Here is a 16703-nt window from a genome sequence, read left to right on the forward strand (position 1 = left end):
CGGGGTCAGCCGGCCTGCTCGGCCGGCGCAGCGCCGGCGAGCCGCCCCAGCGCCTTGCGCACCACAGCCGGGTCGGTGGTCGGCCACATCGGCGGCAGGCTCGCCTTGAGGAAGCTGCCGTACCGCGCCGTGGCCAGCCGCGGGTCGAGCACCGCGACGACGCCCTTGTCGGCGTGGGTCCGGATCAGCCGGCCCGCGCCCTGGGCGAGCAGCAGCGCGGCGTGCGTCGCCGCGACCTGCATGAAGCCGTTGCCGCCCGCCCGGTCGGCGGCGCGCTGCCGGGCGCTCATCAGCGGGTCGTCGGGCCGCGGGAACGGGATCCGGTCGATGATCACCAGCTGGCAGGTGTCTCCCGGCACGTCGAGGCCCTGCCACAGCCCCAGGGTGCCGAACAGGCAGGTGTGCGGGTCGTCGACGAACTGGCGGGCCAGCTCGGGCAGCTGCGCGTCGCCCTGGGCGAGCGTGGTCAGGTGCGGCAGCCGACGGCGCATCTCCTCCGCCGCGGTCTCGGCGGCGCGCCGGCTGGAGAAGAGGCCCAGCGTGCGGCCGTCCGCGGCGTCGATGAGCTCCGCGATCTCGTCCAGGTGGGCCTTCGCCAGGCCGTCACGGCCCGGCGGCGGGAGGTGGCGGGCGACGTACAGGATGCCCTGGCGGCCGTAGTCGAACGGGCTGCCGACGTCCAGGCCCACCCACGGCTCGACGCCCTCGGGCGCGCGCTTCGCCGGCGCGCCGGCCTCGACCCGCTCGGTCGGCTTCAGCCCCACGCCGGTCGCGACCGAGGAGAAGTCGCCGCCGAGCATCAGCGTCGCCGACGTCATCACCACGGTCTTGTCGGCGAGCAGCTTGTCGCGCATCGGACCCCAGACCTGCAGGGGCGCGACGCACAGCCGCGGCGGCATCCGGTCGGTGCCCTCGGTCAGCCACAGCACGTCCGCCTCGGAGCCGGCCGCCATCCGCTCGGCCGTCGCGAACAGCTCCTGGACGGCGCCCTTGGCCTGGGTGAACGCCGCGTCGGCCTCGCCGTCCTTCTGCTTCGGGAAGGCCGAGACGCAGGCGCGCGCGGCGTCGCGGACCAGGACCAGCGCGTCCGCGAGGTCCTCGGGCACCCGCTCGAAGCGTCCCGGCGAGGCCTCGGCCATCGCGTCGCGCAGCGCGTCCCCGGCGTCCGCGAGGTCGTTGGGGGCGTCGCCGTCGGCGTGCCGCATGGCGCGCTTGGCGGTGCGCTCGACCTCGGCGACCCAGAGCTCGTCGGTGGCCGCCTGGGTGACCCGCGCGGTGAGCTCGTGGGCCTCGTCGATCACGACGGTGTCGTACTCGGGGATCATCGGCACGCCCTCGATGGCGTCGATGGCCAGCAGCGAGTGGTTGGTGACGATCAGGTGCGAGCGGTGCGCCTTCTCCCGGGCGCGCTCGACGAAGCACTCCTCGCCGAACGGGCACTTGGCGGCGCTGAGGCACTCGCGGTGGGTGACGCTGACCTGGCGCCACTCCTTCTCGGTGTGCCGCGGGGCGGTGTCCTTCTCGCCCGAGCCGCCGTCCTCGGCCTGCTCCTCGGCCCAGGCGCGCAGCTCGAGCACCTTCTTGCCCATCGACCCCTCGGGGAGCTGGATCAGCTCGCCCTGGTCGTCCGGGGCGCCCTCGCGGATCCGGTGCAGGCAGGCGTAGTTGGACCGGCCCTTCAGCACGGCGAACGAGGAGTCCACGCCGGGCGCGGTGCCCACGGCGTCGATCAGCCGCGGCAGGTCCCGCTCGACGAGCTGGTGCTGCAGCGCCAGGGTCGCGGTGGCCACCACGACCCGCTCGTCGTGGAGCAGCGCGGGCACCAGGTAGCCGAGCGACTTGCCGGTGCCGGTGCCGGCCTGGACCAGCAGGTGGCGCCGGTCCGACATCGCGGAGCCCACCGCCTCGGCCATGGCGACCTGGCCGTCGCGCTGCTGACCGCCGAGCGCGGCCACGGCGGCGGAGAGGGTCTCGGCGACCGGGCTCGCGGCGCGGCTGTCGGAGGGCTCGGCGGACACCCGAGAACCCTAGCCGTGGGGGCCGACCGCGCCGCATCGACGCTCCACAGGCGACGATCCCGCCCGGCCGGCGCCGGGTCCGGCCTCAGACGGCGTACGCCGCCAGGTCGCTCGCCAGCGCCTCGGTGGCCAGGCCGGCGACGCGGGTGCCGTCGGCCGTGTGCTCCATGCTGCGGATCTCGCCGTCCTTGTGGATCCGGTCGATCAGGTCGCCGCGGGCGTAGGGCACCAGCGCGTCGAACGCCACCCCGGGGCGGGGCAGGTCGGCCTCGACGGCCTTGATCGCCTCGTCGATCCCCTCACCGGTGTGGGCCGAGACGGCGACCGAGTGCGGCTCGTTGCGCAGCAGCCGGGTGACCGTCAGCGGGTCGGCGGCGTCGATCTTGTTGATCATGACCAGCTCCGGCAGGTCGCCGGCGCCGATCTCGGCGAGCACCTCGCGCACCGCGGAGAGCTGGCCCTCCGGGTCGGGGTGGGAGCCGTCGACCACGTGCACGATCAGGTCGGACTCGGCGACCTCCTCCAGCGTCGAACGGAACGCCTCGACCAGCTGGTGCGGCAGGTGCCGGACGAAGCCGACCGTGTCGCTCATCGTGTAGACGCGGCCGTCGGCGGTCGTCGTACGGCGGGTGGTCGGGTCGAGCGTCGCGAACAGGGCGTCCTCGACCAGCACGCCGGCGCCGGTGAGGCGGTTCAGCAGGGAGGACTTGCCGGCGTTGGTGTAGCCGGCGATCGCCACCGACGGCACCTCGTTGCGGCGCCGCTCCTGGCGCATCGTGGCGCGGGTGCCCTCCAGGGCCTTCAGCTCGCGGCGCAGCTTGGCGATCCGGTCGTTGATCCGACGCCGGTCGGTCTCGATCTTGGTCTCACCGGGGCCGCGGCCACCGATGCCCTCGCCGCCGGCCGCGCGGCCACCGGCCTGCCGGGAGAGGTTGCCACCCCAACCGCGCAGCCGCTGCTTCATGTAGTTGAGCTGCGCCAGCTCGACCTGGGCCTTGCCCTCCTTGGACTTCGCGTGCTGGGCGAAGATGTCGAGGATCAGCGCGGTCCGGTCGACGACCTTGACCTTGACCCGGTCCTCCAGGTTGCGCAGCTGGGAGGGGGCGAGCTCGCCGTCGCAGATGACGGTGTCGGCGCCGGTGGCCTGCACGATCTCGCGGATCGCCTCGACCTTGCCGCGGCCGACGTAGGTGGCCGGGTCGGGGTTCTGACGGCGCTGGTAGATCGCCTCGAGCACCTCGGAGCCGGCGGTCTCGGCGAGCAGGGCAAGCTCGGCCATCGAGTTCTCGGCGTCCTCGATGGTGCCCTCGGTCCAGACGCCCACGAGCACCACGCGCTCCAGGCGGAGCTGGCGGTACTCGACCTCGGTGATGTCCTCGAGCTCGGTGCGCAGGCCGGCGACGCGGCGCAGCTGGTGGCGCTCGGCGAGGTCCATCGCCCCGAGGGTGGGGTCGTCCTCGGGGTCGGTGCCCGAGCCGTCGTCCACGAGGTCGGAGTCGATGTCGGCGAGGTCGAGCTCGTCGTTGTCGTCCCACGCCTCGGTGGCGTCGAGCTCGGCCTGAAGGGAGAAGTTCTGTGCGTTCGTCATGAGTCTGTCAAGGGTAACCACGGGCGATGCCGATTACTTCCCGATTATCCGCCGCCGGGGAGGCCTCGGAAGAATCGCCGGGTGCCCACTCCCGCCGCGCCCGGTCCGGCCCGTACCCGTCGTACCGGCGCGGGGGTGGCCGTGCTGCTGGCCGTGCTGCTGCTGGCGCTCTCGCTGCGCACCGGCATCGGCAGCCTGAGCGTCCTGCTGCCCACCGTCCGCGACGAGCTGGGCTTCTCGGCGGCCGGGATCAGCCTGCTGACGACGCTGGCTCCTCTGTGCTTCGCCGTCGTCGGGCTCGGCGCCGGGCGCCTCGTGCTGAGGCACGGCGTGCACCGGGTCACCGTCGCGCTGCTCGCCGTCCTCGCCGCCGGCCTCGTCGGGCGCGCGCTCACCGGCAGCCCCACGGTCTTCCTGGTCGCGACCGTGGTCGCGATGGCGGCGGTCGCCGTCGGGAACGTGGTGCTGCCGCCGCTGGCCAACCGGCACTTCGGGCACCCCGGCTCGCGGATCAGCGCGACGACCGTGAGCTCCCTGTACGGCGCCACCATCGTCGGCGGCGCCACCCTGGCCGCGACGGCCACCGTGCCGCTGGGCGAGGCGCTCGGCGGGTGGCGGGTCGGGCTGGCCGCCTGGGCGCTCGTGCCCGCCCTCGGGGCGCTGCTGTGGTTGCCGACGCTGCGGGCCGACCGGGCCGACCGGGCCGGCGACGCACCGGTGGCGGTGCCGCCGGTGGCCGGCTCCACGCCGGAGGCTGCCGGGATCACGCTGACGGCGGTGGCCCGCACGCCGCTCGGCTGGGCCTTCGCCGCCTGCTTCGCGGTCCAGGCGGGGCAGGCCTACGTGCAGTTCGGCTGGTGGGGCTCGATCCTCGCCGAAGCCGGGGCCGAGGCCTCCCGGGCCGGGCTGCTGCTCGGCATCATCACCGGGGTCGGCATCCCGGTCACGCTGGCGCTGCCGGCGCTGATCCGCCTGACCCGCGGCTCGGCGGCGCTGCCCGTCCTGTTCGCCGCCGCCACGATCGCGGGCTGGGCGGGCATCCTGGCCGCCCCGCTGGCGCTCGGCGGAGTCGCGTGGGCCGCGCTGCTCGGCTTCGGCGGCGGGGCGTTCACCTGGTCCCTGGCGATGGTCGCCCGGCACAGCCGGACGCCCCAGGGCACCTCCCAGCTCTCCGCGCTCACCCAGGGCGTCGGGTACCTCGGCGCCAGCGCCGCCACCTTCGGCGCCGGGCTGCTGCACGACGCCACCGGGTCCTGGACGGCGCCGGTGGTGGTGATGGCGGCGCTCGCCGTGCTGATCGGGGTGTTCGGCGCGGCGATCGCGCGCGGCGGGTCGATCGAGGAGGCGCTCGCGCGGGCGGCGTAGGCGGGTCGTGTGCCTGACGCACCCGCATTCCGGGTCCTGGGGCACACGACCACGATCGGCGCCGGCTCGTGTGCCTCACACCCCGGTATGGCGATGCCTCGGGCACACGACCCGCCACCCGAGCGGGCGGGCCCGACCGGCCTCAGTACGCCGGCAGCACGGGCTCCGGCTCCAGGGTCCGCCGCCACAGCGCGGTGCCCGCGCCGTCGTACAGCGTCACGGTCAGCTCCCCGGAGCCCGCGAGGTCCAGGTGCCCGAAGTACTGGTTCTCCGGCCGCGGCGCGGTGTCGAGCTTGCCCCTGATCACCTCGCCCTGCGAGAAGACGACCCGCGGGCCGAACGTGCCGTCCAGCTCGTCGTCCTTGGTCCAGAACGGCGAGGAGGCGACCGGCCCCGAGACGAACTCCCAGAACGGGTCGAAGTCGGTGAAGGCGGCCTGCTCCGGGGAGTACCGGTGCGCCGCCGTGTAGTGCACGTCGGCGGTCAGCCAGACCACGTTGCGCACCCGGTGCCGCCGGATCGCCGAGAGGATCCGCGCCAGCTCAGGCTCCCGGCCCATCGGGCGGCCGTCGTCGCGGTTGGCGTAGGTGTCCAGGTCCGTCACCCGCGTGGTCGGCGCGGAGAGCGGCATGTCGGCGCAGATCACCTTCCACGTCGCCCGAGAGTCGCGCAGCGCCTCGACCAGCCACTCCTCCTGCTCGCGTCCGAGGATGCCGGCGGCGACGCGGTCCCGTACGACGGCCGGGTCGGTGTCGGGGTTCGGGCCGCGCCACGACCGCATGTCGAGGCAGAACAGGTCGAGGTGCTGCCCGCGCGGCACCCGCCGGTAGAGCCTCGTGGCCACCCAGCCGTCGCCGTCGGGCGGCACCAGGCGCCGTACGGGGACGGGCTGGTACTCCTGCCACGCCCGCCGCCCCCGCACCGCCAGCACGTCGGCCCGCCGCTCCCGGTAGCGGGAGTCGTCGACGATCTCGCCCGGCCACCAGTTGTTGCAGGTCTCGTGGTCGTCCCACAGCGCGACCGTCGGCACCTCGGCGTAGAACGCGCGGACGTTCTCGTCGCGCAGCGGGTAGCGGTGCCGGCCGCGGAAGTCGGCGAGCGTCTCGGCGACCCGGGTGACCTCCTCGGTGAGGTCGTTGCGCCACAGCGTCCCGTCGTCGATGCGGACCGTCTCGTCCATCGGCTCGTCGGCGTAGATGGTGTCGCCCAGGTGCAGGAACAGGTCCGGCTCCAGCGACCGCATGGCCGAGTACGTCGCCAGCCCGCCGCGGGAGCGGTCGATCCCCCAGCCCTGGCCGCAGGTGTCGCCGGACCACACGATCGACTGCCGCGCGGCGTGGATCGGCGCGGTGCTGAACGCCGCCGGCAGCCGGGGGCTGCGCTCGCCGTCGGGGCTCTCGAACCAGACCAGCAGGTCGTAGCGGCGCCCCGGCCGCAGGCCGCGCAGGTGCACCCGGGCGGTGAGGTCGGTGGCGTCGGTCGCGGCCGGCCCGCGCACCAGGCTGCGCCGACCGCCGCTGGCGAGCCGGACGACCATCCGGCCCGGGCCCGGCGCGCGCGCCCAGACGACCGCGCTGTCGGTGGTCACCTCGCCGGTGCGGACCGCCTCCACCCGGTCACCGCCGCCGCCCAGCAGCCCGGGGGCCAGCGCCGCGGCGACGGGGATGGCGCCGGTGGACAGGCCCGCGACGATGGTGGCCCGCCTGCCCAGGTGCAGGTCCGGTGCGGGTTCGCCCGCGATGCTCGGAAGCGCCACGTCCCCGCACGGAACCGGCTCCGGGAGTCCGGACCGGGATTCGTGGGGGACGCGGCGGTGAACAGTGGCCGAGCAGTGCGCGGGTGCCGACGGCCCGTCACATGGATCGTGGTCGGGTTCGGCGCCGGAGCCCGACCAGGATCCATGTGACGTGGAAGCCCGCGCTCAGCCCGTGCGGGCGCCCATCGCCTCCAGGAACACGGTCGGGATGTCGGCGGGGTCCTCGGCGACGTACGCCTGGCCGCCGGTCGACTGTGCGATCTGGCGCAGTGCGCTCTCGTCGGCGTCGCCGGAGATGCCGATCGCGATGATCCGCACGGGCCGCGTCGGGTCGGCGAGGTCGCGCAGCTGCTGGAGCAGCTGGGAGAGGCTGATGCTGCCGGGGTCGTCGTTCGCGCCGTCGGTGAAGAGCATCACCGCGTTCGCCGCGTTCGGGTCGTAGGCGTCCAGGACGGTCTTGTACGCCGCCAGCGTGGTGTCGTACAGGCCGGTGCCGCCGCCCGTCAGGCTCGCCAGCGACGCCGTACCGGCCTGGATCGCGGCGCGCTGCGTCTGGCCTCCGACCCGGGAGCCCAGCGCGCGGATCGGCACCAGCTCGCGGTAGTCGGTGTCGCCGTCGAGCCGCTCCGAGAACGCCCAGAGGCCGATCGCGGCCGCGTCGGGGAACAGGGTGAGGCCCTGCGTGGTCGCCGCGGTCAGCAGCTGGATCCGGGTCTGCCCGCCGGCGGCCTCGAAGTCCATCGAGCCGGAGACGTCGACCACGGAGAGCGCCCGCGTGGGCAGCACCAGGGTGCCCCACGTCTGGAGGACGGCGCGGACCTGCTTGGCGTTGGTCTTGAGCACCGAGAACGCGCCGACGCCGCCCTCCACGGCGGAGCCGTCCGGCGACCGGAAGCCGGCGGCGGTGAGCGCGTCGTGCACCGAGGCATCGCCGAGGATCCGCATCAGCGCCTGCGTGGTCTCGTCGATGTCGCCGCGGCGCTCCTCGGCCGTGGTGAGCAGCACCGGGTAGTCGAGCACCACCGTGCCGGACTTCGGCACCGATGCCTTCAGGTCCGGTGCGGCGGCCAGGTAGGCCTGCTCGCTGACGGCGGTGACGCCGACCCCGTCGTTGGCCAGCTCGTCCAACCGGCCGACGTCGTCGGGGGCGTCGCGCCGCTCGTCCACCTGCGACTGGGCGAGCGGGACCAGCGTGGGCGCCAGGTCGACGCCGTCGCGGGTGGCCTCGGCCGCGCCCGCGACCAGCGGCACCGAGGCCGTCGCGGAGGTCAGCGGGTCACCGGGGACGAGGTCGTCGGAGGCGAGGGCGGCGAGCCAGGTCGTGGGCGGCTTCCCCGCGCCGGAGACCAGCACGACCGGAGAGATCGCCAGGGACTCCACCAGCGGCTCGGGCGCGGTGGGCGCGGAGCCGGCGGCGCGGGCCACCCAGCTGGAGGAGTCCGGGATCCACACGTCCGGAACGTCCTTGCCCGCGGCGACCTGAGCGCTGACCAGCGCCGGGGCGGCCTCCTCGACGGCGATCTGGGAGCACCCCTCCGCGACGACGACGTCACGCAGCGTGGGCGCGATCTCGGGCGCGGCGGCCACGGTGATGCTCGGCCCCGAGCAGGACACGGTGGCGGCGTTGGCCCCGCCCACGCCGTCCTCGTCGCCGCCGATCAGCCACATCGCACCCGCGCCGCCGACCCCGGCGACCAGCACCATCGCGGTCAGCGCCACGGGACCGACCGACCTCCGCTCGCGCACCTTCCGGTGCCGCGCCACGTCGTCGCGCTCCACGCTGTCTCCTCCCTGTCAGTTCCCCGCCTCACCGCGGACGCGGGAGGGCGGGGTGGGGCCCGCTTCCCTGCGGGCTCTTCGCCGCTGCTACTTCGGGGGCATCCGGATACCGCCGTCGACCCGGATGACCTCCCCGTTCATGTAGGAGTTGGTCAGGCACTCCACGACCATGCTGGCCAGCTCCGCGCCGGATCCGAGCCGCTTGGGGAAGAGGACGCTCTCGCCCAGCTTCGCCTTGAACGCCTCGGCCTGCTCGCCCTCGCCGTAGATCGGGGTGTCGATCAGGCCCGGGGCGACGGTGTTGAGGCGGATGCCGGCGGCCGCGAGGTCGCGCGCCACCGGGAGGGTCATGCCGACCACGCCGCCCTTGGACGCCGAGTACGACGCCTGGCCGATCTGGCCGTCGAAGGCCGCCACGGAGGCGAGGTTGACGATGGCGCCGCGGCAGCCGTCCTCGTCGGGCTCGTTGAGACTCATCGCGGTGGCGGCCTGGCGGACCACGTCGAAGGTGCCGATCAGGTTGATCGCGATCACCTTGGTGAAGGCCTCCAGCGAGTGCGCGGACTCGACCGTGCCGTCGCGGCCGATCGTGCGCTGCGCCCAACCGATTCCGGCGGAGTTGACCACGGCGCGCAGCGGCGCGATCTCGGCGGCCGCCTTGACCGCGGCGGCGATCTGCTCGGTGTTCGTCACGTCGACCTGGGCGAAGACGCCGTTGATCTCGGCGGCGAGGGCCTCGCCCTTGTCTGCCTGCAGGTCAGCGACCACCACGGTGGCGCCCTTCGCGGCGAGCTGGCGGGCGGCTGCGGCGCCGATTCCCGAGGCGCCGCCGGTGACGATAGCGGAGGATCCGGTGAGTTCCATGCGCGTGAGGGTAGCGAGTCGCAGGTCACATCCGAACACCTGTCCGGAGAACTCGTCCGGGAACCGATCCCGAGCAGCGGCCGTCCATCCACCATGATCGCGCTCCGGAACGTCGCCCCGCTGCTGCTCGTGCCGCTCCTCGCCCTGGGCGCCTGCGCCGGTGGCGAGGACACCATGGACATGTCGTCGGCCCCCGAGCCGGCGATCGCTCCGGACGGTGACGAGATGGCCGGCGAGATGGGAATGGCCGAGGACCTCGGCGACGCCGACGCGATGGACCGGGCCGCCATCGACGGCGCATTCGCGACGCAGGAGGAGTCGGGCGACGACGGCTCCGGCGAGGTCACCGAGAAGGCGATCATCGCGACCGGGAACGTGGCGCTGACGAGCGAGGACGTCGACCAGGCGGGCTTCGACGCCCAGCAGGTCGTCGACGAGTACCGGGGCCAGGTGACCGACCAGGACACCCGCACCGACAAGGAGGGCGAGGTCCGGTCGGTGCGGATGGTGATCCGGGTGCCGGCCGGGAGCTTCGAGGACGCGTTCGCCGAGCTCCAGGAGGTCGCGGACCTGGTCCGCTCCAGCACCAGCACCGAGGACGTGACCACCCAGGTGATCGACGTCCGCGTCCGGATCCGGGCCCAGCGCCGCAGCCTGCAGCGGATCGAGGAGCTGCTGGACCGCGCCACCAGCATCCGCGACATCGTCCGGATCGAGTCGGAGCTGACCCGCCGACAGGCCCACCTCGACTCCCTCGAGCAGCAGCAGGCCTACCTCGCCGACCAGACCTCGATGTCGACCATCACCCTGACCGTCGAGCGGTCCTCCGACGAGGCGCCGGTCGACGACGCGGGCGGCTTCCTGGGCGGTCTGAAGGACGGCTGGCACGCGCTGGTCGCGTTCGCCACCGGTGTGGCGACGGTGACCGGGTGGGCGCTGCCCTTCGCCGTCGTACTGCTCCTGGTGGGGGTGCCGGCCTGGCTCGTCTGGCGCTCCCGCTCGCGCCGCCGCCCCGCCACCCCCTGACCGCGAACCGGGGCTTGAGGCAGCCCGAACCGGGGCTCCCGGCAGCCCGAACCGGGGCTCCCGGCAGCCCGAACCGGGGCTCAGGGCAGCCCGAACCGGGGCTCAGGGCAGCGCGCGGCCCGACTGCCGGTTCGGCGCGGCCCGACTGCCGGTTCGGCGTGCCCTGAGCCCCGGTTCGGCTCGCCCCGACTGCCGGTTCGGCGCGCCCCGAGCCCCGGTTCGGCTCGCTAGAGGGTGGTGGTGCCGGTGGCGACGAGGAGCGCCGGGCCGGTCATCAGGATCCGGTCGTCGGCGGTCCAGCGGATGACCAGCGTGCCGCCCGGGAGGTCGACGCGGTAGTCCACCTCGCGGCCGTCCCCGCCAGCACCGCCAGCACCGCCGGCGCCGGCGTCGGCCAGGGCGGTGGCGGCCGCCACGGCGCAGGCGCCGGTGCCGCAGGAGCGGGTCTCGCCGGAGCCGCGCTCGTGGACCCGCATCGCGACGTGGGCCGGCCCGCGGCGTACGACGAACTCCACGTTCACCCCGTGCGGGTAGACCTCGGGGTCGTGCACCGGGGCGTCGAGCAGCGGCCCGACCTCGGCCAGGTCGGCGCCCTCGCCCTCCGTGCCGAGGAAGGCGACGGCGTGCGGGTTGCCCATGTCGACGTGCACCGCGGGCCAGGACCGCTCGCCGATCGAGACCACGGTCTCGCCGAGCACCTTCGGCGTGCCCATGTCGACGGTGATCGCGCCGTCAGCCGCGCCCCCGGCGAAGGTGAGCACCTTGACCCCGTCGCGGGTGCCGACCGGCACCGGCCCGGCGGGGTCGACGAGGCCGGCGAGCGCCAGGTACCGGCCGAAGACCCGCACCCCGTTGCCGCACATCTCGGAGACCGAGCCGTCGCTGTTGCGGTAGTCCATGAACCACTCGGCGTCCTGGCCGCGCCCCACCCCGCAGAGGTCCTGCAGCGCGGCCGTGCGGATCACCCGCAGCACGCCGTCGCCGCCGATGCCGGCGCGGCGGTCGCAGAGCGCTCGCACCCGGTCCCCGGCGAGCTCGCCGTGGACGGTGCCGTCGGGGTCCGGCAGCAGGACGAAGTCGTTCTCGGTGCCGTGCCCCTTGAGGAACGGGTAGCCGCCCTCGGTGGCGGGATCAGCACTGCGCATAGAGGCCCTCCGCATATCCGGGTCCGTAGTACTCGTCCAGCTCGGCGACCGTCCTGCCCGACGGCTCCAGCTCGGCGGCGATCACCGCGCGCCTCGGCACGCCGCCGTCGGGGTCCCACGCCTCCGGCTCCCACAGCCGCGACCGCAGGAACGCCTTGGAGCAGTGGAAGAAGACCTGCTCGATCTCCACCACCACCGCGAGCTGGGGCCGGTGACCCTTGACCACGAGCTCGTCGAAGAACGGGGCGTCGCTGGCCAGCCGCGCCCGGCCGTTGACGCGGAGCGTGTCGCCGCGTCCCGGGATCAGGAAGATCAGCCCGACGTGCGGGTTGGTCAGGATGTTCCGATAGCCGTCGGCCCGCCGGTTGCCGGGGCGCTCGGCGATCGCGATCGTGGTCTCGTCCAGGACGTGAACCAGCCCGCCGGCCGGGTCCCCCTTCGGCGAGACGTCGCAGGTGCCGTCGGCGGCCGCGGTCGAGAGCAGGCAGAACGGCGAGGCGGCCAGCCAGGCCCGGTCGATACCGGTCAGGGCCGTCCGCTCCTTGGCGCGGGCGCGCTCGTTCGGCTCGCCGAGGACCTCGACGAGCGCCGCCGCGTCGGTGATCTCGGTCCAGTCGCTCACGCGGACAAGGGTACGGGCCCGGGCGGGGCGGCCGGCTCAGGCCGGGCGGTCCTCAGCCAGCGGGCCGACCACCCGGTAGCGCGCCGCGATGAACGCCTTGTTCCGCGTCGCCTCCAGCAGCTCGAGGTCCAGGCGTCGGGGCAGCAGGGGCCGGCCGGCACCGAGCGCCACCGGCGCGATGTAGGTGATCAGCTCGTCCAGCAGCCCCGCGTCGGCGAACTGGCCGGCCAGGTCGCCTCCGCCGACCACCCACAGGTCCTTGCCGCCGGCAACCTCGCGCATCGCGTCGTGGACCTCGCGCACCGACCCGCGGGCGAACCGGACGTCGGCGCCGTCGATCCCGGGCAGGTCACGCGAGGTCATCACCCAGGCGGGCATCGCGTAGGGCCACGCCTCGCCGACCCGGGCGAGCTCCTCGCGCACCCACTCGTACGTCGTCGAGCCCATCACGATCGCCCCCACCTCGGCGATGAACTCCTCGTAGTTCAGCGCGCCCTGGTGGTCCTGCTCCTGGCGCATCAGCCAGTCCAGGGAGTCGTCCGGGTCGGCGAGGAAGCCGTCGAGCGTGGTGGCGGTGTAGAAGACGACGCGACTCATGGGGCCAACGTAGACCGCTACGCCGACACCGAGCCGACCAGCGCGAGCGCGCTCTCGAGGCGGTCGGGGTCGTCGTACCCGACCCAGTGGATGCGCGGGTCGTTCTTCCACCACGCCATCTGCCGGCGCGCGAACTTCCGGGTCGCGATCACGGTCCGCTCCTTGGCCTCGGCGAGGTCGATCTCGCCGGCGAGGTGGTCCATGACCTGCCGGTAGCCGATCGCCGCCGCCGCGGTGCGGCTCTCCGCCAGCCCGTGCTCGAGGAGCCGCTCGACCTCGGCGACGAGCCCCTGCTCGAACATGAGGTCCACGCGCAGCCGGATCCGCTCCTCCAGTACGTCGCGGTCGATCGCCACGCCGACCTGGACGGTCGCGGGGTCGACGTACTCCAGCACCGGCAGCGAGGCGCTGAACGGCCGGCCGGTGATCTCGATGACCTCCAGCGCGCGGACGACGCGGCGGCCGTTCTCCACCTCGATCCGCTCGGCGGCGGCGGGGTCGGCTTCGGCGAGCCGGCGGTGCAGCGCGGGGCTCCCGACCGCGGCCAGCTCCCCCTCCAGCCGGGCGCGCACCGCGGGGTCGGTGCCGGGGAACTCGAACCGGTCGAGGATCGCGCGGGTGTAGAGCGCGGACCCGCCGACGAGCACCGGGGTGCGGCCGCGGTCGCGCAGCGCGGCGATCTCCGCGCGGGCCCACCGCTGGAACTCAGCGACCGTCGCGGGGTCGCGCACCTCGAGGGTGTCGAGCAGGTGGTGCGGGATGCCGCGACGCTCCGCGACGGGCAGCTTCGCCGTGCCGACGTCCATGCCGCGGTAGACCTGCATGGCGTCGGTGTTGACGATCTCCCCGCCGAGGCGCTCGGCGAGGTCGAGGGAGAGCGCGGTCTTGCCGCTGGCGGTCGGCCCGACGATCGCGACGATCGGGGGGCGACGCGGCTGGCTCGACTGCATGGGCCCAGTCTCCCCGGCCGACGGCCCGCCCGCCCAGTCGCCGTAGGCTGTTCCACCCCGCCGCCAGCCCCGTTCAGAGCCAGGAGGACCGATGAGCGTGACCGACCCCGCGACCGGCAAGGTGCGGTTCGCGATCGTGCCGGCGGCGTACGTCTTCCTGCTCCGGGACTGCGTGCACGGGCCCGAGGTGCTGCTGCAGCTGCGGCAGGGCACCGGCTACATGGACGGCCACTGGGCCGCCGCCGCGGCCGGCCACATCGAGGCCGGGGAGACCGCCGAGGCGGCCGCCGCGCGGGAGGCCGCGGAGGAGATCGGCGTCCACGACCTGGCGCTGGAGTTCGTCACCGCGATGCAGCGCACCGGTCGCGACCTGGCGATCGACGAGCGCGTCGACTTCTTCTTCGTGGCGCGGTCCTGGATCGGCGACCCGCACATCGTCGAGCCCGACAAGAGCGCCGACCTGCGGTGGTGGCCGCTCTCCGCGCTGCCGGACCCGGTGGTGCCGCACGAGGCGGCGGTGCTGCGCGGCATCCGCGACCACAGCATGGCGCCGCTCTCGCACTTCGGCTTCTGAGGGTGCTGCCGAGCCGCGTCGTCACATCCCGATTGGCCCCTTTTCTCGCATTTTCGGGGCCATTCTGGATGTGACGACGATCGACGCGGTCAGACGCCCCACAGCGCCGCGACGTGCCGCGCGTCGGTGCCGCAGCAACCGCCCACGACCGCCAGGTTCGGCAGCGAGGGCCGCAGCGCGTCGTACGAGCTGGCGAGCAGGCCGAGGTCGCCCGCGTCGAGCTCCTCGGCGGCGTCCAGCTCCTCGTGGCTCATCGTCGAGGCGTTCGGGTTGACCTGCACGATCCGCGCGAGCCAGTCCCCCTCCCCGTCCAGGCCCGGCGCGATGTGGGTGGGGTGGGCGCAGTTGACGATGAACCCGTCGGGGGCGTCGGCGGCGTCGACCTGCTCGATCGCCGAACGCAGCGTGGTGCCGTCGGGGAGGCGGCCGTCGGTCTCGACGGTGAACCCGACCAGCACCGGTACGCCGACCTGGCGGGCCGCGCGGGTGAGCCCGATGCCCTCCTCGGGGCCGGTGAAGGTGTAGGAGGCGACCACGTCGGCACCGGCCTCGGCCATGGCGGCGACCTGGGCGCGGTGGTAGTCGGCGGCCTCGTCGGGGTCGGCCTTGTCGCCGGCCACGTAGCCGTCGCCGCGCGGGCCGACGGCGCCGATGATGCGGACGTCGTCGAGGTCGGCGTACTCCTCGCGCAGCCCGCGGAGGAAGTCGATGGCGGCGGCGTTGGCGCGGGCGAGCCCGGCGGCGTCGTACCCGACCCGGGCGCCCCAGTCGGGGTTGGCGCGCCAGGTCGGCGACTCCAGGGTCATGCCGACGCCGGCCTTGCGGGCGACGGCGGCGTAGCCGTCGTAGTAGTCGTGCAGCAGTCGGCGCCCGTCCGGGTCCTCCACGAGCGGGAACGAGGCGAACTCGGGGAGGTCGACGCCGTGGTTGAAGATCAGGTCGGTCTCGAGGCCGCCGTCGCTGACGTAGCGGTGGGCGGCGAGCCAGGAGAGGTCGTGCTGGGACATGGATTGCTCCGAGAGTGTGAGGTAGGTAACAGACTGTCTGGTCTGTTTGTATCAGACCATGCGGTCTGGTACAAGATGTTTTGTGCCACGAGATGGAAGCCTGAACCGCGAACGGATCCTCGACGCCGCCGAAGGCCTGGTGATCGAGAACGGCTACGCGGCCACGTCCCTGGACCACGTGCTGCGCGCCGCCGGCACCTCCAAGGGCGCCTTCTTCCACCACTTCGACTCCAAGCTGGACCTGGCCCGCGCGCTCACCGAGCGGTACGTCACCGCCGACATCGCGAACCTGCACGCCGCCCTCGACGCGACCGCCGACGTCGCCGACCCGGCGGCGCGCGTGGTGGCGTTCGTCCGCTACTTCGAGGACCTGGGCGACGAGATCATGTCGGCGCAGAGCAGCTGCCTCTACGTCGCGGTGCTGACCGAGCGGCAGCTCACCGACGCCGGCACCGGGGACCTGATCAACAACGCCGTCACCGCCTGGCGCAAGGAGATCGCGGAGCTGCTCGCCGAGGCCTCGACCGCCGGCGGCCTGGACCTGGAGGACGTCGACGCGCTGGCCGACCACATCTTCGTCACCTTCGAGGGCGCGTTCCTGCTCTGCCGCTCGACCGGCGTCCCGGCCCACATGCGGGCCCAGCTCGGCGTGCTGCGGCGCCTGCTCGCCTCGCACCTCGGGGTGACCGAGGGATGAGTCCCGCGCGCCCCACCGAGATCCTCGACCTGCCCGACGCCGCCGCGTGGGAGGACTGGCTGGAGCGCCACCACGCCACCGCCGACGAGGCATGGCTGCGGATCGGCAAGAAGAACTCGGGCCTGACCACCGTCACGTTCCCGGAGGCGCTCGAGGGCGCGCTCTGCTTCGGCTGGATCGACGGCATGCGGCGCGGCCTCGACGAGGTCTCGTTCATCCAGCGCTACTGCCCGCGACGGCGGCGCAGCACCTGGTCGCAGATCAACGTCGAGAAGGTCGTCGCGCTCACCGCCGACGGCCGGATGCGTCCGGCCGGGCTCGCCCAGGTGGAGGCCGCACGGGCGGACGGCCGGTGGGACGCGGCCTACGAGCGCCAGGCGACCGCGACCGTCCCCGACGACCTGCGCGCCGCCCTCGACGCCGACCCCGCGGCGGCCGCCGCCTTCGACGCGCTCGGCCGCAGCGACCAGTACGGCGTCATGCTGCCCGTGCTGCGGGCGCGGGACGACGAGGCGCGGGTGCGCGCCGTCGAGCGGGAGGTCCGCAAGCTGCGCGGGGGTCGGCGGGGTCGACGTCGTCGATGTCGAAGGGGCCACCCTCGGGAGTGGCGTCGCCGGTCGCGTCGCCCGCGCCGTCCTCGCTCGTCGCCGGATCCGCGGCGCCGGTGGTCCCGGTCTCCTCGACCGCCGACTCCTCACGGCCCGCCTTGCGCCGC

15 protein-coding genes are annotated in these 16703 nt (G+C 74.1%); 5 read left to right on the plus strand and 10 right to left on the minus strand.

The window, feature by feature from the left end; genetic code table 11:
- Positions 1-5 precede the first annotated feature (5 nt).
- Together ABLM29_RS04220 and hflX are read right to left on the minus strand one after the other, a co-directional pair.
- On the minus strand, positions 6-2018 hold the full coding sequence (locus ABLM29_RS04220; protein WP_349712594.1) for an ATP-dependent DNA helicase: 2013 nt from the start codon (positions 2016-2018) through the stop codon (positions 6-8).
- An 85-nt stretch (positions 2019-2103) separates the two neighbouring features.
- Positions 2104-3606, minus strand: a complete 1503-nt coding sequence (hflX, locus tag ABLM29_RS04225) for a GTPase HflX (protein WP_349712595.1) — start codon at positions 3604-3606, stop codon at positions 2104-2106.
- 81 nt (positions 3607-3687) lie between these two features.
- Here hflX and ABLM29_RS04230 point away from each other — a divergent pair, with 81 nt between their 5' ends.
- On the plus strand, positions 3688-4971 hold the full coding sequence (locus tag ABLM29_RS04230; protein WP_349712596.1) for an MFS transporter: 1284 nt from the start codon (positions 3688-3690) through the stop codon (positions 4969-4971).
- Between the two features lie 142 nt (positions 4972-5113).
- Here ABLM29_RS04230 and ABLM29_RS04235 read toward each other — a convergent pair whose 3' ends face one another.
- The 3 genes from ABLM29_RS04235 to ABLM29_RS04245 form a co-directional block, all read right to left on the minus strand.
- Complete coding sequence (locus ABLM29_RS04235) at positions 5114-6727, minus strand: alkaline phosphatase D family protein (protein ID WP_349712597.1); 1614 nt, start codon at positions 6725-6727, stop codon at positions 5114-5116.
- 165 nt (positions 6728-6892) lie between these two features.
- The gene (locus ABLM29_RS04240) at positions 6893-8506 is read right to left on the minus strand and encodes a substrate-binding domain-containing protein (protein ID WP_349712598.1); all 1614 of its coding nucleotides are present in this window, start codon (positions 8504-8506) and stop codon (positions 6893-6895) included.
- Positions 8507-8593: 87 nt separating this feature from the next.
- Positions 8594-9370, minus strand: a complete 777-nt coding sequence (locus tag ABLM29_RS04245; protein ID WP_349712599.1) for an SDR family NAD(P)-dependent oxidoreductase — start codon at positions 9368-9370, stop codon at positions 8594-8596.
- Positions 9371-9463: 93 nt separating this feature from the next.
- Here ABLM29_RS04245 and ABLM29_RS04250 point away from each other — a divergent pair, with 93 nt between their 5' ends.
- Positions 9464-10396, plus strand: coding sequence for a DUF4349 domain-containing protein (locus tag ABLM29_RS04250; RefSeq protein WP_349712600.1), 933 nt, complete (start codon positions 9464-9466; stop codon positions 10394-10396).
- 227 nt (positions 10397-10623) lie between these two features.
- Here the strand turns inward: ABLM29_RS04250 and dapF are convergent, their stop codons facing one another.
- From dapF to miaA, 4 genes are read right to left on the minus strand one after another with little or no spacing between them, the layout of a single operon-like run.
- Positions 10624-11541: a diaminopimelate epimerase gene (dapF, locus tag ABLM29_RS04255; RefSeq protein ID WP_349712602.1), complete on the minus strand. Its 918-nt coding sequence runs from the start codon at positions 11539-11541 to the stop codon at positions 10624-10626.
- Positions 11528-12163, minus strand: coding sequence for a pyridoxamine 5'-phosphate oxidase family protein (locus ABLM29_RS04260; RefSeq protein ID WP_349712603.1), 636 nt, complete (start codon positions 12161-12163; stop codon positions 11528-11530). Before ABLM29_RS04260 ends, dapF begins: the two co-directional genes overlap by 14 nt.
- A gap of 36 nt (positions 12164-12199) precedes the next feature.
- Positions 12200-12760 carry a dihydrofolate reductase family protein gene (locus ABLM29_RS04265; protein ID WP_349712604.1) on the minus strand — a complete coding sequence of 187 codons (561 nt, stop codon included), beginning with the start codon at positions 12758-12760 and terminating at the stop codon, positions 12200-12202.
- A 17-nt stretch (positions 12761-12777) separates the two neighbouring features.
- Positions 12778-13710, minus strand: coding sequence for a tRNA (adenosine(37)-N6)-dimethylallyltransferase MiaA (gene miaA, locus ABLM29_RS04270; RefSeq protein WP_349712606.1), 933 nt, complete (start codon positions 13708-13710; stop codon positions 12778-12780).
- A gap of 91 nt (positions 13711-13801) precedes the next feature.
- On the opposite strand from miaA, the gene ABLM29_RS04275 reads away from it, so the two are divergent.
- Complete coding sequence (locus tag ABLM29_RS04275) at positions 13802-14284, plus strand: NUDIX domain-containing protein (RefSeq protein ID WP_349712607.1); 483 nt, start codon at positions 13802-13804, stop codon at positions 14282-14284.
- Between the two features lie 89 nt (positions 14285-14373).
- On the opposite strand, the gene ABLM29_RS04280 is transcribed toward ABLM29_RS04275, so the two are convergent.
- Positions 14374-15291: a homocysteine S-methyltransferase family protein gene (locus ABLM29_RS04280; protein WP_349712609.1), complete on the minus strand. Its 918-nt coding sequence runs from the start codon at positions 15289-15291 to the stop codon at positions 14374-14376.
- Positions 15292-15373: 82 nt separating this feature from the next.
- Between ABLM29_RS04280 and ABLM29_RS04285 the strand changes: the two genes are divergently transcribed.
- Together ABLM29_RS04285 and ABLM29_RS04290 are read left to right on the plus strand one after the other, a co-directional pair.
- Positions 15374-15988: a TetR/AcrR family transcriptional regulator gene (locus ABLM29_RS04285; protein ID WP_349712610.1), complete on the plus strand. Its 615-nt coding sequence runs from the start codon at positions 15374-15376 to the stop codon at positions 15986-15988.
- Positions 15985-16703: YdeI/OmpD-associated family protein (locus ABLM29_RS04290; protein ID WP_349712611.1), on the plus strand; the 719-nt coding region annotated here is incomplete at its 3' end. The genes ABLM29_RS04285 and ABLM29_RS04290, both read left to right, overlap by 4 nt.

Source organism: Nocardioides sp. YIM 152588, from assembly GCF_040191335.1.
Classification (GTDB): Bacteria; Actinomycetota; Actinomycetes; order Propionibacteriales; family Nocardioidaceae; genus Nocardioides.

What these genes read in the sequence shown, in the direction of transcription:
- miaA (WP_349712606.1), bottom strand. Translation starts at nt 13,710, where the DNA reads ATGCAGTCGAGCCAGCCGCGTCGCCCCCCGATCGTCGCGATCGTCGGG.
- hflX (WP_349712595.1), bottom strand. Translation starts at nt 3,606, where the DNA reads ATGACGAACGCACAGAACTTCTCCCTTCAGGCCGAGCTCGACGCCACC.
- ABLM29_RS04275 (WP_349712607.1), top strand. Translation starts at nt 13,802, where the DNA reads ATGAGCGTGACCGACCCCGCGACCGGCAAGGTGCGGTTCGCGATCGTG.
- ABLM29_RS04245 (WP_349712599.1), bottom strand. Translation starts at nt 9,370, where the DNA reads ATGGAACTCACCGGATCCTCCGCTATCGTCACCGGCGGCGCCTCGGGA.
- ABLM29_RS04265 (WP_349712604.1), bottom strand. Translation starts at nt 12,760, where the DNA reads ATGAGTCGCGTCGTCTTCTACACCGCCACCACGCTCGACGGCTTCCTC.
- ABLM29_RS04280 (WP_349712609.1), bottom strand. Translation starts at nt 15,291, where the DNA reads ATGTCCCAGCACGACCTCTCCTGGCTCGCCGCCCACCGCTACGTCAGC.
- dapF (WP_349712602.1), bottom strand. Translation starts at nt 11,541, where the DNA reads ATGCGCAGTGCTGATCCCGCCACCGAGGGCGGCTACCCGTTCCTCAAG.
- ABLM29_RS04250 (WP_349712600.1), top strand. Translation starts at nt 9,464, where the DNA reads ATGATCGCGCTCCGGAACGTCGCCCCGCTGCTGCTCGTGCCGCTCCTC.